Below are 17,632 nucleotides of genomic sequence, written 5' to 3'. Positions count from 1 at the left end.
GGCTCCCATTAATTACGATGCAAGCAGCATGACCGCATTGTAGGGGCGAGTTCCGCTCGCCCGTAAGCAGGGAACGCCGCCCCTACAATTATGAATTATGCATTATGAATTGATTTCGCACTACCTGTCCGCCAGTGGCGTACAAGCGTATTCACCAAAAACACAACTTTTATTGTGTCTAATTTTGGCTTTCTGTCAATTGATTTCATACGCAAAATAGCATATAATAAGTATTGCTATAAAATTATCAAAGTTACGAAGGATGATATATATGAGTAATAAGGTTGTTAAATTCGGCGGAAGCTCCCTTGCTGATGCAAACCAGTTCAAAAAGGTAGCTTCCATAATCAAGAGCGACGAAAAGCGCAGATACGTTGTTCCGTCAGCTCCCGGAAAGAGATTTTCCGATGATATAAAGATAACAGATATGCTTTACAAGTGCTGTGAGCTTGCAGGCAGCGGCATGGACTTCTCAAAGGATTTCCAGATAATCAAGGACCGCTATAACGGCATTATCTCCGAGCTCGGCATTGATATGTCACTTGACGAGGAGTTCGATGCTATCGTTAAGGAGCTCAAGGCTCGTCCTGCTAAGGATTTCGCAGCAAGCCGCGGCGAATACCTCAACGGCAAGGTGCTTGCAAACTACCTCGGCTTCAATTTCGTTGACGCTGCTGACGTTATCGTATTCGATACAAACGGCGTACTTCTCCTCGATGAGACAGTAAAGGCTGTACGCGAGAAGCTCAGCGGTCTTGACAACGCAGTTATCCCAGGATTTTACGGAAGAACTACAGAGGGTTATATCAAGACTTTCTCACGCGGCGGCTCTGATGTTACAGGTTCTATCATTGCAAATGCTGTAAAGGCTGATATCTACGAGAACTGGACAGACGTTTCGGGCTTCCTCGTTGCTGACCCGAGAATAGTTGATAACCCCGATGTTATCGAAGTTATAACATACCGCGAGCTTCGCGAGCTTGCTTACATGGGAGCTTCCGTACTCCACGAGGACGCTATCTTCCCTGTACGTTCAGCAGATATCCCGATAAATATCAGAAATACCAACGCTCCACAGGATGCAGGTACTATGATCGTCGGCAATGATTACGATTTCAGCAAGGAAAGCCTTAATCATACTATCACAGGTATCGCAGGCAAGAAGGGCTTCAGCACTATCAATATCGAAAAAGCCATGATGAACAACGAGACAGGCTTCGGTATGAAGGTACTGACTGTACTCTACAACAACGGACTTTCATTCGAGCATATGCCTTCGGGTATCGACACTATGAGCATCACAGTCAGCACAGACAAGCTCAACCCTGTACGTGACAAGGTGCTTGCAGAGCTTCGCAAGGCAGTTGATCCCGATCATCTTGAGATCGAGGACGGTATCGCACTTCTTGCAGTCGTAGGACGCAGAATGAAGAACACAAGAGGTACTGTTGCACGTATCTTTGCTTCTATGGCTCATGCACGTATCAATGTAAAGATGATAGATCAGGGTTCAAGCGAGCTGAATGTTATCATCGGTGTGAGCGAGAATGATCTCCCTGAGGCTATCCGCAGAATATACGATATGTTCATCAATTCTGAAAAGCAGTAATCAAACTCCAAAGCCCCTGAGAGTGCTTAAAAACATTCTCGGGGGCTTTTTACTGTTACTAATCAATACAATTAAACAAGTTGTATTATTCATCCGGTTTTGTTGCATTGAAATTTATCAAATCAGTATTTATCAGGACGTTATCATCATCATTTTTATCTATGATCCTGAATGACACTCCAACGTCATCTACTATTTCTTTATCTGCACATCCTGTCACAGACAGAATGCAATCAATAAACCCGCTATACACATGTGTTTTTTTTGATAACGCTACTTTCAAAAAATAAGTTGATTAAATATAATCTACAAAAAATGATAATAATATGATAAAAAAAAACAGTTTGCCAGCATCTTTGAATTTATGCTCGAAAACTCTGTATATTGACATATTTCAGCCCCTGTGATATACTTATAAAAAATAGTTTCACGAAAGGACACGCTATGCAGTCGCCAGAAATACTATACATGGTCGTTCCGTGCTATAACGAGCAGGAAGTGCTCAGAGAGACGGCGGAACAGCTGAAAACAAAATACACTGCCCTTATCTCGTCAGGTCTTATATCCTCCGAAAGCCGCATAGTGTTTGTAAATGACGGTTCTTCCGACCAGACATGGGGCATAATACGCGAGCTTCACAGCAAAGAACCCACACTTTTCTCAGGCATAGACCTTGCTCACAACAGCGGTCATCAGAATGCAGTTCTCGCAGGACTTATGACCGTAAAGGATATCTGCGATATGTGTATCACTATGGACGCAGACCTACAGGACGACATAAACACTATCGACGAAATGGTGAAGAAATACTACGAGGGCAATCAGGTAGTCTACGGCGTGAGAAGTGCAAGAGATACGGATACATTTTTCAAGAAGTCCACAGCCGAGGGCTTTTATAAGTTCATGAAGGTCATGGGTGCGGATGTTGTGTATAATCACGCGGACTTCCGACTTATGAGCAAAAGAGTATTGCAGGAGCTTGCCAACTTCAAGGAAGTGAACCTGTTTCTCCGCGGAATGGTGCCGCTTATCGGCTTTCAGAACTGCAAGGTATACTACGAACGCCATGAGAGAGCCGCAGGTGAAAGCAAGTATCCGTTGAAAAAAATGCTGGCATTCGCTGTAAACGGCATAACCTCGTTCAGCACAAAGCCGCTGAAGCTCATTACGGGTCTTGGCTTTATAATGTCCGCAGCAAGCATTATCGCGTTCATATGGGCATTTATCGCTAAAATAGGCGGGTTCTCCGAGCACGGCTGGTCAAGTACCATATGCTCCATATGGCTCATAGGCGGCTTGCAGCTCTTCTGTCTCGGCATCATAGGCGAGTACATAGGAAAGATATATGCCGAGGTCAAGCAGCGTCCGAGGTATATAATAGCGGAATTTCTCAACGAAACTGCAAAAGAAGAAAATAACACACAAAATTAAGGAGATACAACATGGACGAGATTTTAAACAGCACCAAAGACTTTCTTGCACAGTACTGGGCAATTATTCTGTTTGTAGTTGTACTGATATTACTGATAAAAGCAAAGCACAAGATAAAAAAGGCTGTATTCTTCGCAATTCTTATCGGAGCAGCTCTGTTCGCATCAGGCATTACATTCTTCAATTTCAAATAAGTATATCACAGCGCAGTTTATCTGCGCTGTTTTGTTATTTTTATGAAAGGCATACAAAATGGTTAAGGTTACACGGGCGCTCGGAACGCGCCCCTACACTACTTTTTACTCACTTGCGGACGACCGATGGTCGTCCCTACAGGCTAAAGGCTAAGGGCTAACGGCTAAAAAGTCTTGACATTTTCGAGACAATGCGGTAAAATATAAGTTGACTATATAAATATAAAAGCGAGGTTGCTTATTATGCTTAAAAACAATGAAAAAGTAATGGACAAGATAGTTGACCTTTGTAAGTCAAAGGGCTTCGTTTACCCGGGCTCTGAGATCTACGGCGGTCTTGCAAATACATGGGACTACGGTCCGCTGGGCGTTGAGCTCAAGAACAACATCAAGAGAGCTTGGATGAAGAAATTCGTTCAGGAGAACAAGTACAACGTAGGTCTCGACTCCGCTATCCTTATGAACCCACAGACTTGGGTAGCTTCAGGACATATCGGCGGCTTCTCAGATCCTCTCATGGACTGTAAGGAGTGTAAGACTCGTCACCGTGCCGACAATCTCATTGAGGACTTCGACGGCACTAACGTTGCAGGCTGGTCAAACGAGCAGATGATGAACTACATCAAGGAAAAAGGCATCGTATGCCCTAACTGCGGCAAACAGAACTTCACAGATATCCGTCAGTTCAACCTTATGTTCAAGACATTCCAGGGCGTTACAGAGGACAGCAAATCCGAGCTTTATCTCCGTCCCGAGACTGCACAGGGTATCTTCGTAAACTTCGCTAATATACAGAGAACCACACGTAAAAAGGTGCCTTTCGGCGTTGCACAGGTAGGTAAGTCTTTCCGTAACGAGATAACTCCAGGTAACTTCATCTTCCGTGTACGTGAGTTCGAGCAGATGGAGCTTGAATTCTTCTGCAAGCCTGGTACTGACCTTGAGTGGTTCGACTACTGGAGAAGCTACTGCAAGAACTTCCTTCTCTCACTGGGTCTCAAGGAGGAGAATATCCGTCTCCGTGACCACGATCAGGAGGAGCTCTGCTTCTATTCAAAGGCTACAACAGACTTCGAGTACCTCTTCCCATTCGGCTGGGGCGAGCTCTGGGGCGTTGCAGACAGAACAGACTACGACCTCACACAGCACATCAATACCAGCGGCAAGTCACTTGAATACTTCGATCCTGAGACAAACGAGAAGTATATCCCATACGTTATCGAGCCATCTCTCGGTGTAGAGAGACTCTTCCTCTCAGTTGTAACTGAGGCTTACGATGAGGAAGAACTTGTTTCAACTGACAAGGACGGCAATGAGAAGAAGGAAACAAGAACAGTTATGCACTTCCACCCTGCACTTGCTCCTTTCAAGGCTGCTGTACTCCCACTTGTTAAGAAGCTCTCACCAAAGGCTGAGGAAGTATACGATATGCTCTCCAAGAAGTTCATGGTAGACTTCGATGAGGCAGGTACTATCGGTAAGAGATACCGCCGTCAGGACGAGATCGGTACACCTTTCTGTATCACATACGACTTCGATACACTCGAAAAGGACAACTGTGTAACAGTCCGTGACCGTGACACAATGCAGCAGGAGCGCGTAAACATAAACGACCTCGTTGCATACCTCGAAGCTAAGATGCAGTTCTAATTGTAGGGGACGCTGCACCCTATCCACGTTGTCGCTTGCAAGCTCGCTCACTCTTTCAAATATCCATACTTGTACATCGCTTACGGTGTTATCTGTAAAATATGGGCGGCGGAACGCGCCCCTACAATTATGAATTATGCATTATAAATTATGAATTAAAAAGGACACCCGAAGGTGTCCTTTAATTATTTCGTAACCTGTCCTTTGCGGTATCTGCCGAAGAATATGCCGTCATCGACGTATTTATCAGCCTGTGATACCCACATGGGGAATTTTCCCGTAGCCAGAGCCGTCTGACCGTTGAGCATACCTGTATGGAATGAGATATGCCTGAACTGTCTCAGCACCAGCTCCATGCGTGTGTGCTCGCAGTTTTCGGGACATTCATAGAGCATATCGTCCGTGAGAGTATCAAGATAATCGAGAGTTTTCTTCTCAACCGCGTCCAGATATTCAAGAAGCTTCTCATCTGAAAGAACGACAGTTGCAGGTTTATCGGGATTATCCAGCCCCTCCTCGTGGAAAGGCGGTTCATCGTAAACACAGGGATTTATGAACCACTTGTCCGCCGAGTGTATGGCATGATAAGCCCACCTCCAGCAGGGAGATCCGCAGCACAGAGCATCACGGTCGTAAGTTCGCAGTGAAGTCCTTATGTTCATAAAGTTAGGTACTACCATATCTTTGATAATTTTGCAAAGCTCGTTCATAAATACACCTTCGTTCTTTTTTATTTGTGTATGGGCGGATATTATCCGCCCGCAAATTACAGTTCAATTATGCCTCAACCATGTGTAGGGAACGCCGACCTCGGCGTTCAGCTTGTCTCGATGCAATTATCGCGGACGCCCAATGGGCGTCCCTACACATCGTATCTTATTATTTGTATCGATTCTCTCGGGCAAGCGGAACTCGCTCCTACAGCGCAGAGCCTACGCCCCCTTGCCACGTTGTCGCTTGCAAGCTCGCTCACTCCTTCAAATATCCATACTTGTACATCGCTTAAGGAACTTTTAATTACACATTACGAATTAAATCAGCCGTCGCCCTCAGACTAAAGGCTAAGGGCTAACGGCTAATGGCTCGATCAGGCAAAGCCTGATTATCTTACTTTCTTTGCTATATCGTCAAGAAGCTTGCCGAGGAGATCGTTCTGGCTCATAGAACCGAGGTCTCCCTCACGTCTTGAAGATACTGAAACAGTATTGCTCTCGACTTCCTTATCACCGACAGTTACCCATACAGGCAGCTTTTCGAGTCTTGCGTCACGTACCTTCTTGCCGACCTTTTCAGCTCTGTCGTCAATAGTAGCACGTATGCCTGCTGCATCAAGCTTAGCAAGGAGCTCGTTGCAGTAATCAAGGTGACGGTCAGCAACAGGCACGATACGAACCTGCTCTGGAGCGAGCCAGAGGGGCATTGCACCTGCATACTTTTCGATGAGGTATGCGAGAGTTCTCTCATAGCAGCCCAGTGATGTTCTGTGAATGATGTAAGGTATCTTCTTTGAACCGTCAACGTCAACATACTCCATGCCGAAACGCTGAGCGAGAAGCATATCTATCTGGATAGTAACGATAGTATCTTCCTTGCCGTAAACGTTCTTGTACTGGATATCAAGCTTAGGACCGTAGAATGCAGCCTCGTCGATACCGATAGTGTACTTTACTCCGAGGTGGTCGAGTATCTTGCCCATTACTTCCTGAGCTTCGTCCCACTGCTCCTTTGTACCCTCATACTTGTTCTTCGGGTTTGCAGGATCCCACTGTGAGAAACGGAATGTACAGTCCTCAAGGATACCTACTGTGTCAAGCATATACTTAGCAAGCTCAAGACAGCCCTTGAATTCTTCTTCGAGCTGCTCTGGACGAAGTACAAGATGTCCCTCTGAGATAGTGAACTGACGAACACGGATAAGACCGTGCATCTCGCCTGAGTCCTCCTTACGGAACAGAGTCGAAGTCTCGCCCAGACGCATAGGAAGATCACGGTAAGAACGCTGTCTGTTGAGGAATACCTGATACTGGAAAGGACAAGTCATAGGACGGAGAGCAAAACACTCCTTCTCCTCGTCGTATGGATCGCCCATGATGAACATACCGTCAAGGTAGTGATCCCAGTGACCTGATATCTTGAAGAATTCTCTCTTAGCGAAAAGCGGAGTCTTTGTAAGGAGATATCCGCGCTTCTGCTCAACATCTTCTACCCAACGCTGGAGAAGCTGAACTACTCTTGCACCCTTTGGAAGAAGTACAGGAAGTCCCTGACCGATAACGTCAACTGTTGTGAAGTATTCAAGTTCACGTCCAAGCTTGTTGTGGTCGCGGAGCTTAGCCTCTTCACGCTGTTTGAGATCAGCTTCAAGGTCAGCAGCCTTAGGATAAGCTGTAGCGTATACACGGCTGAGCATCTTGTTCTTCTCGCTGCCGCGCCAGTAAGCACCTGTACACGAGATAAGCTTGAATGCCTTTACAGGAGCTGTAGTCATAAGGTGAGGACCTGCACAGAGGTCGATGAATTCGCCCTGCTTGTAGAATGAGATAGGCTCGCCCTTGTCAACGTGTTCCTCGCAGAGCTCAACCTTGTAAGGCTCGTCCATTTCCTTGAGCTTAGCGATAGCGTCAGCAGGTGAGAGCTCAAACTTTTCAAGCTCAATGCCTTCCTTAACGATAGCCTTCATCTCAGCCTCGATCTTTTCAAGCTCCTCGGGAGTGAAAGGCTTTTCGAGGTCGAAATCGTAGTAGAAACCGTTATCGATAGCAGGACCGATAGCAAGCTTTGCAGCAGGGTAAAGTCTCTTTACAGCCTGTGCAAGGATATGTGAAGCTGTGTGCCAGAATGTCTTTTTACCGTCAATGCTGTCAAATGTGCATACCTCGAACTGACAGTCGCTGTCGATAACTGTGCGTAGGTCGCATACCTCGCCGTTTACCTTTACGCAGCAGGCAGCCTTGTAAAGTCCCATGCCGATGCCCTTGATGATTTCTGCGGCTGACTGTGCAGACTCGATCTCGCGAACGCTGCCGTCAGGTAATGATAATTTGATCATGGTGATCTCTCCTTTTTATTGATTCATAATTCATAATGCTTGATGCATAATTATTCGTTTGTGCGATGATCTGTTATTCCATGCAGAATAATTCATCGTTTTCCCAATTTTCGGGATTATTTTCGATGTATTGCCACGCATTTCGGTATTCCCAATCGTTCCGCAATACGCGGTCGTAAAATCTGCCCTGCCAAACATGAAATCCTGATTTTTTTGAAACATAACCCTTGAATTGATTTATTACTGTCGAAATTGTAGGGACGGCCATTGGCCGTCCGCTTAATTCAAAATCAAGCGGTTTATCTACCCTAAAAATAACATGAATGTGATTTGGCATTATAACATATTTATCGACAAAAACCATCGAATGTTTTTTATTTACTAAATTCAACGCCTCTTTTACATATCGACCGTATTTGGATAAATGAATTTTTTTATCATCTTGCGGACGGCCAATGGCCGTCCCTACACCAAGATTTCCGTTTTCAGGTGGAATTGGTTTATATTTATCATTGTTATCCCAGAAAATGCACATTTTATTACGTGTACATATCGTCACAAAATACGCACCGTTACGGGAATAATCGTAATTATGGAGGCGTATATCCTTCCGCTGCGGAATATCCATTTCATGTGACCCAGCCTGTTATCTCGAACAGCTCGCCGAAGAGCTCCACATGGACAAAGCCTTTCATGAAAACGTCGTCAGTACCTGTATCGAAGCAAACGACGATATCCTCGTCGTCGATATCGACGTAAACGTCCTTTATCTTCAGTATTTTTGCAAGAGCGTCCGCAGCACTGCCCTCATAGTAGCCTTCGTCGATAAGCATACCTGCTATGGTACTCTTGCCGCTGTCAAGCTGAGCCAGCTTTTTTGCGATATCCTTGAGGTTGCTGATTATAGTCTCCTCGCTCTCGGTATAAAAGCGGACGGTCATCATCTCGCCCCATATCTTATACGGCAGCTCGTATGCTTCCTCGTGCTCGTTGTACTTGATATTGCTCACATTCTCACCTCCGACCGCGTCAAGATAACAAAAAAGCCCCTTACGCCTATAATTAGGCACAAGGGACGATAATAACCGTGGTTCCACCCTGATTCACACGGAGCTTTCTCCGTATCTCAAGTGCTCTGTAACGGGAGCTCCCGACGCTTATTAGGCGCACTCAGAGGCGGTGTGCTGTGATATCCTGCCCGTGCAGCCTCGCACCAAACGGCTGCTCTCTGAAACGGTCGCGGAAAAGCCTTCCTCATCTACGTTTTACGGAATATTGTAAGTTTATATTAACACAGTTTTTACGGTTTGTCAAGGGGGTAAACATACAAAAAGTTATGTATCACACGCAAAAATAAACAGCCCGTTGAATATAACGTTAAAAATACCAAAATGACGGGTTGAAATAATACAAAAAATGTGATATAATATTATAAATGTACTGATGTGAGTATCACTCAGGACAATAATTTTGACCTTCAAGTGTATCTGACAAAATATTTCCGGCACATTGCTGCCGATGAAAAAAAGTAATAAAGGAGATCCCTTAATGAATATTGAAGTTGCAAGAATAAATCAGGGAATAGAAAAAGACCCTAAAGAATATGTAAGGGCAATAAACGAGGATTACCTCTACAAATTAAAGAAAATAGCGGACGATATCGCCGATAATCATAACGAAAAGCCTGTAATACTCCTTTCGGGACCCTCAGGCTCGGGCAAGACAACTACGGCTATGATGATAGAAAAGCTCCTTGACGATATGGGGCACGAAACACATACACTTTCTATGGACAACTGGTTCTGTCCGCTGACAGAAGCTGAAAAAACACTTGCTGCCGAGGGAAAAATGGATCTTGAGTCACCTCTCCGCGTAGACAGTCAGCTCCTCAATCAGCAGATAGAGGCAATAAGTGCCTGCAAGGAGATAGAGCTGCCGAAGTACAATTTCAAGACATCTACACGCTGCGGCTCGGGAAAGAAATTCAAGAGAAACAAGGGCGAGATAGTTATTTTCGAGGGCATACACGCTCTCAACCCCTCCGTTATCACTGTTCCCGACAGCATGATAAGCAAGATATATGTCAGCGTCCGCACACGTATCTCAGATGACGGCATACTTCTTCACCCGTCAAGGATACGTCTTATGCGCCGAATGATACGCGACAAGAACTTCCGCAAACGCTCTCTCCGTGAAACAATGAATATGTTCCACAACGTTGAGGCAGGCGAGAACAAGTACATAATGCCATATAAATATCGCTCGGACTATGATGTTGATACATTCATGGCTTATGAGCTTTCAGCTTACCGCAACGACCTTCTCGGTCAGCTCGAGGAGCTCATGGACGTTCCCGAAGTCAGGGAGTCAGTGAAAGTCCTCGAAGCTCTTACGCCTATCGACAAAAAGGATATTACTCCCGATTCGCTCATCTGCGAATTCATAGGCAACGGACAGTTCAAATATTGAGCCGTTAGCCTTTAGCCCTTAGCCGTCAGCCATTGACTTATAGGGCTCAAACCGTAATTTATTGCAAACCTCAAAAAAGATTGGAGATAAATATGGATTATCTTGAAAACAGGGAGCTTTCATGGCTCAAATTCAATAAAAGAGTCCTTGAAGAAGCCGTCGATCCCGACACGCCTCTGCTTGAAAGGCTATCTTTTTCAGCGATATATCAGAGCAACCTTGACGAATTCTTCATGGTAAGAGTGGGTTCTCTGACAGAAAAGGCAAACGATAAAAAAGCAAAGCCCGACAAATTCTCAGGTATGACTCCTGCTCAGCAGCTTGACGCTGTATTCACGGCTGTACGCAGACTTCAGCCCTCCGTTGAAGGAGCTCTGCTCACGACTATAAATGAGCTTGCGGAATACGGCTATGAACACGTTTCCTTTGACAAAATGACAAAGGAAGAAATGTCTTTCCTCGAACTTTACTTCAAGCGCGAACTGAAGCCTTTCATCTCGAGCATCGTTATAAATGACGCTCTCCCGTTCCCGTTTTTGCAGAACAAGGAGATATACGCCATAGTGCAGCTCGGTACGAAAAAAGGCATATCTATCGGTCTGATACCTGCAACTATCAACCGTTCCGAGCGTATAATCAACCTCGGAAGAGACGGCAAGCGTTTCATACTCGCCGAGGAAGTTATACTCAAATTCGCTCACCTCATGTTCAAGAATTACAAGGTCATCGACCGCGCACTCATAAGAGTTACCCGAAGCGCAGCTATTACTGCCTCGGGAAGAGGTCCTGAGTTCCGCAGACGCATGGAAGAGCTTGTAGACAAGCGCAAAAAGCTTGCTCCTATGCGCCTTGAGCTTTCGGGAGTTTTCAGCCGTGATGCACTGGATTATCTCTGCAAGAAGCTGAAAATTAAAAATGCCCGTGTTTTCACATCGCGCATACCGCTTGACCTTTCCTACCTGTTCACGTTGCAGGAATACGACAACGACCCGAGACTGCACTATACAGTCCGCACACCACGCAAACCTGCGGCTATTTCCGATACAAGACCTGTATTTGCGCAGGTAAAGGCAAAGGACATACTTCTCAGCTATCCATTTGAGTCCATGAACCTGTCCTTTATACGCCTTTTGCAGGAAAGTGCCAACGATCCGAAGGTAACTTCCATAAAGATAACCCTTTACCGCCTTGCACGAAACAGCAAGGTCATAGACGCACTCTGCACAGCTGCCGAAAACGGCAAGGAAGTCCTTGTAATGATAGAGCTCCGCGCCCGTTTTGACGAGGAAAACAACATCGAATGGTCAAAGCAGCTGCAGGAAGCAGGCGTAAACGTAATATACGGTCCTAAGGAATACAAGGCACATTCAAAGCTTCTGCTCATTACAAGAAAGGCTCAGGGCGGCAACTTCGACTATGTTACACAGATAGGCACAGGCAACTACAACGAAAAGACTGCCGCACTGTATACCGACCTGATGCTTCTCACAGCTGACAGGGACATCGCAGCAGACGCAGAAGCTGTATTCGCAGGGCTTATCAACGGTACTTTCGTGGAAAATACCAAAAAGCTCCTTGTGTCTCCTCTTGCGCTCAGACCTCAGATAATCGAAATGATAGACGAACAGATTGCTGTTGCAAAAAGCGGCGGAAACGGCTATATAGCTGCAAAAGTGAACTCCCTCAACGACTTTGTCATAATAAACAAGCTTGTTGAAGCTTCACAGGCAGGCGTAAAGATAGAGCTTGTTGTCCGCGGACTCTGCTGCCTTATCGCTGGTGTACAGGGCTATACCGAGAATATCACAGTCCGCAGCATAGTGGGAAGATTTCTCGAACACAGCCGTATATTCATATTCGGCAAGGATTCTCCCGAGCAGAAGATATATATCGGTTCTGCTGACTATATGAGCAGGAACACTGTCCGTCGTGTGGAAGTTGCTGCACCTGTGGAAGATGAACGCCTGAGAAGGCGTATCCGCGAGATGTTCCGCATATTTATGAAGGACAACGTAAAGGCTCGCATCATGCTCAGCGACGGTACTTATATACACGAACGCAGAAATCCCGATACTCCTTTCAACTCTCAGGAATATCTTTACGAGGAAGCATACAAGCGTCTTGAAGATAAGTCTGCCCGTCAGGAGCAGATGAAAGTGAACCGTGAAAACGGTGCAAAAAAGAAAGCGACCGCGCAGAAAACAGCCTCAAAAAAACCGACACAGAAAAAGACTGAGAAAAAAACTCCTGCTAAAAGAGGCAGGAAGAAAAACACTCCATAAAATACCTGTATGAGAAAATAAGAAAATATACTTGAAACTTTGTAGATTTTATGTTATAATGTTCGTATTGCGAACATTATAATTTATTCTAATGTCCTTGCAGATACGCAAATCAGAGATTTGCTCCCTGCAATCGGACAATTATATCATAACGCTTCGCTTATATGATATAATGTATGTTTCATTCTTATATATGACATACTCTTACAGAGTTACTTTAATTGCAATTTTTCATTTCTGAGGTTTGGATAATGATTGGATATTATAACTATACGGTTATTCTTACATACATGAGTCTCATATCGTCGGTAGTAGGTATGTTCTTCGCAGCAGGCTACAGTGGTATGAGACCTCACCCCGAATACGCTATAATTTGCCTTATGGTATCGGGACTCTGTGATATGTTTGATGGTAAGGTCGCCCGTACAAAAAAAGACCGTACCGAAAGCGAGAAAAAGTTCGGTATACAGATAGATTCACTTTGTGACGCTATCTGCTTCGGAGTACTTCCCGCAGTTATCGGCTATTCCATAGGCATGAGGGACTGGTGCGACCTGCCCATTCTCGTAATGTTCCCCCTTTGTGCAGTCATAAGACTTGCATACTTCAACGTAGCCGAAGAGGAAAGGCAGAAAAAAACCACTGAAAACCGCAAGGTGTATGAGGGACTTCCCGTTACAAGCGTAGCACTTATACTCCCCTTGCTTTACAGCTTCCACAGAGATATCGGCAGAGACTGGTTCCCTGAGGTATACGGCGGTGCGCTCTTTGTTATCGCACTTGCGTTCATCACACGATTCAAAGTCAAGAAGCCAAGCATGAAAACCATGCTGTGCTTCATCGGTATAGGCGTTCTGGAGCTTATCTGGATGCTTTATAAGACAAAAACGAGATGATCAAAAGGCTTCTATGTAAGTTCGATGCTTATATAGAAGCCTTTTTTTGCAAAAAGTCTTTACATATAACATTTTATAAGGTATAATATCATTATACCGAAGGGAGAAATGATATGAAGAAGATTTTCTGCGGTATCTCTGCCGCAGCCCTGATATTATGCTGTTTTGCTTCGTGCGGAAGCCATACAGTGCCAAACGACGGAGTAAAAGTCTCCGCTGTGTCCGTAAACAACAGGTCCGCTGTTGATATCGCAAAGGAAATAACAGGAAGATGGGAGACTACCTTAGAGCTTCTCGATGAAGAAGAAGTCAAGCCCACTTACAAACGCTATGAATTCCTTGAGGACGGCAGCGGTACTTATTACGAACCTGACGGAAATGCGCAACAGATAAGCTGGTCGGTAACCGCAGACGGCGGAATGAAGCTCATATACGATGATAACGGAGAGATCTCAGAATTATACGAATTTATCGGCTGTGACATGGTAACATCAAAGGATACTCCCGAGAGCAAACGCGAGATACATATCGCAAAAGTCCCCGTATTCACTGTAGATGAAAAGAAATAAAGGAGGATCAGCAATGAAAAAGATCATATTCTTTACCCTGTCGGCATTGATGCTGCTCATATGCGCAGTCAGCTGCGGAGAAAAGTACGATCCGAAATACTGCGGCAAATGGGAAGCCGATTATATGTATTTAGACGGCGAGAAAACGACCACTATGCTTGGTATGCCGCTTTCCGCACTGTTCAGATATGAGATAAAGGACGGCGGCAAGGCAAACTGGGTATCGGCTGTAGACTCTAATGTAATACAGTACGGAGCTAATACCGACATAACATGGCGAGAAAAAGAGACTAACATTATCGAACTCAAAGTTGTAGACCTTGACGGAAAAAATGAAACACAGACCACAGACCTGCATTACCGTGACGGTATGCTGGCTATCGAAGATGACGGCTTTGCTGTTTACCTGAAAAAAGTTGACGAATTCACACCAATCGACACTGACGCACTCAACGCTGCCGCAGGTGCTATACAGAACTTCGGCGTAAATGAGTAATAAGGAGCAGATATGAAAAAGATCATTTGTTTTTGTCTTGCAGCCGCTATGTTTTCAGGCTGTATATGTGGCTGTAGCAATAAAAAGAAGAAAAATACTTCAAACAACGGAACTACAGAAAGCACCACTTCACCCGAAGCTACTACCATTCCGGATAATTCCGCAAAACCGTTCATCGGTAAATGGGAGTCTTACAAAGCAACAGTATTCGGCGAGACCTATGAGACCGAATATGCAGGCTATCCCCTCAGTGCCGTAGCTCAGCTCACTGTATACGACGATCTTACGGCTGATATGGATATATCCCTTAATCCCCGCGGCAAAGCAAGAACTTATAAATACAACTGGGAAGTTACCGAAGACAGCGAACTCTGGCTGAAAAGTCCCGATGACGGCTACTACTGCCGCATAGAACAGGGACAGATGATAATGAGATATGCCGATGACGACGGTACTGAAATATTCCTCATGCCTGTAAGCGAATTCACAAATAATGAAACTCCTACAGAAGCAGGTCTAAGTAATGCCGATTACAAGGACTTCATGGGCAAATGGGAAGCTATAGAGGTAAAGTCGGACGGTGAGACTTACACCGAAAAACTTGGCGCATACCCCATAAACGCAGCCTTCCGCCTTGAGCTTTTCGATGACAATACTTCCGCAATGTCTATCATCGGTGAGCCTATGTCCTACGAATGGTCTCCCGATAAAAAGGGACAGATGTATATGTGGGGCGATTATGAGGGCTTCAGCATAAAAATGGAAGGCGACACCCTTATAGTCGATGACGAGTCAAACCTTAAAGTAAAATTCAAAAAGGTGGATAAATTTGAGGATTTCGACTTCTCATCAGTGGCTGAACAGGTACCCGAAGAGGATATTATCCTCAATCCCGAAGAGGAAGAAGAAACTACAACTGAATAATCCCAAAGACGATGCTCATTACAGCATCGTCTTTTTTTGTATCAATATAGATAAGTTTTATAAAACTATTCAACTTTGTTATATCTAACAAGTGACATTTGTCACTTTCAAAATGACAAATGACATCTTTTCAAGCTCCTGTGAACGTGATATAATCACATCATAACACACACGGAAAACAGTTCAGCGCGCGGAACTAAGACATAACATCGTATTTATTTATTATTTTTTGTTTATTAAGGAGGAATATATTATGGAAAACTATGGACTGGCAATCGTTAATGTATCTGACAAAAAGGAAAACAGCTCATTTAATAACGGCGACAAAACATTTGTCTCATATATTTTCAAAGGCAGAAAGATCACAACCTATGAATTGATAAATCCAACTGAATCCGAGTTTATAAATAAGATAAATACTATCAAATCCAAAACAACTTCCAATAACATAACATATATATATATTTCCTGTCATGGATCGACAACCGATTTATCCATATTAAAATACAAAGATTCTATGTCATTCAGTAAACTCAAAAGCTATCTTGATACTATCAACGGAAAAAAGGTATTGATAATAGACAGTTGTCATTCAGGATCATGCATTACAGACGTAGAAGAAACAGCTGTTATAAATTCTCAATTTTTCAATAAATCAATAAATGAGGGTTATGCTTCCAATATTTCCAGCGTTTTCCGGGATAATAATTATTTTGTACTGACAGCTTGTGCTGCAAATCAAACTACACCCTTCAACTCTGACGGCAGTTATTTTACAACTAAAATGTGTCAGGCTATAAACAACTGTCCAACTCACAGATATGCTACATTAAGCGGAATGGCTAAATACGTAAGAGATAGTGGTATAAACGCCTGCTGTTATCCCGAAGAATCGTATTTCCCTATATTCAGTGATTATCCTCTCAATGCCAACAGTAAATATTACTTAGTTGAAGCAAAAGTCGCAAATGTAAAAGGTGCAGGAACAGATGCTAATATACGTATACGCTTTATCGGACACAGAGGAAGCTCAAGAGGCAGTTATCTGCTCGATCACAATAATGTTAATGATTTTGAGCAAAATAAAGTATACCAGTATATCGTAGAATGTAATGATAGTATCGGTTCTCTGCAAAGTATCGAAATATCAAGTGATAACGCAGGAAAAGACCCGTCATTGATCTTTGAATATATAAAAGTCATAAATACATCAACTAATACAGAGTATAAAACAACAAACGCAAGCTCCTATGTTATAAATGAAAAAAATCCATCACGAACCTTCAACTTGAGAATTACCCATTATAATACATATAATGTAACTATTACTATCGGTAAAGAAGACGGCGCAGGAACAGATGCAAATGTATCCATTCAGTTCGTTGGTACAAACGGAAGCACAATACCTTATCTGCTGGATTCTCCTGTTGATGATTTTGAAAGAGCCTCCTCCAATACATATAAAGTCAAGATCGCCGGTAATATAGGCGAATTGCTCCGTGTCATTATCAGCAGTGATAAAAAAGGAAAGTCTCCTGATTTTCATATTACCCATGTGGCGATCGAAGATATGACAACTCATGTCCGTTATTCAGCATCAAAGTCTGTATATTTCAATTCAAAAGGCCGCACTCATGATTTTACGCTGTGGAAGAACACTAATGTTGAGTATTTTGTAAATATTCAGATCGCAAACACTAACAATGCAGGAACAGATGCTAATATTTATATAAGACTTAGAGGTACTAACAGAGCAACAGATTTCATATTGCTCGATCATCCCGAAAAAGATGATTTTGAGCGCAATACATATAACCTGTTCAAAGTAAATGCCGAAAATTTAGGTACTCTGCAAGATGTAACCATAAGAAATGGTTACGAAGGAAAAGGCGCAGATATGAAGATAAACTATATAGAGATAACAGACAAGAGCATAAACAAAAAATATCGTTTAAAAGGTGACTGTTGGCTGGATTCAAACCACGGTAAAGATAAAGTATTCACAATTCCTAAAAATTAATTCAATATATTTTTATACAGGCAGGTACAAAAATTGTATCTGC

15 protein-coding genes are annotated in these 17,632 nt (G+C 43.8%); 11 read left to right on the top strand and 4 right to left on the bottom strand.

Features of this window, described 5'->3' with window-relative positions:
- Positions 1-271: 271 nt before the first annotated feature.
- The 4 genes from QZZ41_RS01160 to QZZ41_RS01145 all read left to right on the top strand — a co-directional run bounded on the left by QZZ41_RS01160 (position 272) and on the right by QZZ41_RS01145 (position 4,884).
- Positions 272-1,609 (top strand): aspartate kinase, encoded by a 1,338-nt coding sequence (locus QZZ41_RS01160; RefSeq protein ID WP_295066946.1) that lies wholly within the window; start codon positions 272-274, stop codon positions 1,607-1,609.
- Between the two features lie 444 nt (positions 1,610-2,053).
- Positions 2,054-3,040: a glycosyltransferase family 2 protein gene (locus QZZ41_RS01155; protein ID WP_295066944.1), complete on the top strand. Its 987-nt coding sequence runs from the start codon at positions 2,054-2,056 to the stop codon at positions 3,038-3,040.
- Between the two features lie 11 nt (positions 3,041-3,051).
- Entirely contained in the window at positions 3,052-3,234 is a 183-nt protein-coding gene (locus tag QZZ41_RS01150; RefSeq protein ID WP_295066942.1) for a hypothetical protein, read from the top strand.
- 243 nt (positions 3,235-3,477) lie between these two features.
- Complete coding sequence (locus QZZ41_RS01145) at positions 3,478-4,884, top strand: glycine--tRNA ligase (RefSeq protein WP_295066940.1); 1,407 nt, start codon at positions 3,478-3,480, stop codon at positions 4,882-4,884.
- A 185-nt stretch (positions 4,885-5,069) separates the two neighbouring features.
- On the opposite strand, the gene QZZ41_RS01140 is transcribed toward QZZ41_RS01145, so the two are convergent.
- The 4 genes from QZZ41_RS01140 to QZZ41_RS01125 all read right to left on the bottom strand — a co-directional run bounded on the left by QZZ41_RS01140 (position 5,070) and on the right by QZZ41_RS01125 (position 8,943).
- Entirely contained in the window at positions 5,070-5,594 is a 525-nt protein-coding gene (locus QZZ41_RS01140) for a DinB family protein (protein WP_295066938.1), read from the bottom strand.
- A 392-nt stretch (positions 5,595-5,986) separates the two neighbouring features.
- The gene (thrS, locus tag QZZ41_RS01135) at positions 5,987-7,933 is read right to left on the bottom strand and encodes a threonine--tRNA ligase (protein WP_295066936.1); all 1,947 of its coding nucleotides are present in this window, start codon (positions 7,931-7,933) and stop codon (positions 5,987-5,989) included.
- 73 nt (positions 7,934-8,006) lie between these two features.
- Entirely contained in the window at positions 8,007-8,561 is a 555-nt protein-coding gene (locus tag QZZ41_RS01130) for a transposase (RefSeq protein WP_295066934.1), read from the bottom strand.
- A 1-nt stretch (position 8,562) separates the two neighbouring features.
- Positions 8,563-8,943: a hypothetical protein gene (locus QZZ41_RS01125; protein ID WP_295066932.1), complete on the bottom strand. Its 381-nt coding sequence runs from the start codon at positions 8,941-8,943 to the stop codon at positions 8,563-8,565.
- A 538-nt stretch (positions 8,944-9,481) separates the two neighbouring features.
- Here QZZ41_RS01125 and QZZ41_RS01120 point away from each other — a divergent pair.
- From QZZ41_RS01120 to QZZ41_RS01090, 7 genes are all read left to right on the top strand, one after another.
- A complete protein-coding gene (locus tag QZZ41_RS01120; protein ID WP_295066930.1) occupies positions 9,482-10,402 on the top strand; it encodes an adenylyl-sulfate kinase in 921 nt (306 codons plus the stop codon).
- A 92-nt stretch (positions 10,403-10,494) separates the two neighbouring features.
- Positions 10,495-12,684, top strand: coding sequence for a polyphosphate kinase 1 (gene ppk1 / locus QZZ41_RS01115; RefSeq protein ID WP_295066928.1), 2,190 nt, complete (start codon positions 10,495-10,497; stop codon positions 12,682-12,684).
- A gap of 251 nt (positions 12,685-12,935) precedes the next feature.
- Entirely contained in the window at positions 12,936-13,580 is a 645-nt protein-coding gene (locus QZZ41_RS01110) for a CDP-alcohol phosphatidyltransferase family protein (RefSeq protein ID WP_295066926.1), read from the top strand.
- 113 nt (positions 13,581-13,693) lie between these two features.
- Positions 13,694-14,149 carry a hypothetical protein gene (locus tag QZZ41_RS01105; protein ID WP_295066924.1) on the top strand — a complete coding sequence of 152 codons (456 nt, stop codon included), beginning with the start codon at positions 13,694-13,696 and terminating at the stop codon, positions 14,147-14,149.
- A 13-nt stretch (positions 14,150-14,162) separates the two neighbouring features.
- Entirely contained in the window at positions 14,163-14,645 is a 483-nt protein-coding gene (locus QZZ41_RS01100; protein WP_295066922.1) for a hypothetical protein, read from the top strand.
- A 12-nt stretch (positions 14,646-14,657) separates the two neighbouring features.
- Positions 14,658-15,569 carry a hypothetical protein gene (locus QZZ41_RS01095; protein WP_295066920.1) on the top strand — a complete coding sequence of 304 codons (912 nt, stop codon included), beginning with the start codon at positions 14,658-14,660 and terminating at the stop codon, positions 15,567-15,569.
- Positions 15,570-15,822: 253 nt separating this feature from the next.
- Positions 15,823-17,589, top strand: a complete 1,767-nt coding sequence (locus QZZ41_RS01090; protein WP_295066918.1) for a PLAT/LH2 domain-containing protein — start codon at positions 15,823-15,825, stop codon at positions 17,587-17,589.
- Positions 17,590-17,632: the final 43 nt, after the last annotated feature.

It is taken from the genome of Ruminococcus sp. (assembly GCF_016283395.1).
Note: the sequence above shows the minus strand (reverse complement) of the source record. Positions and strands in the feature narration are given on the sequence as shown.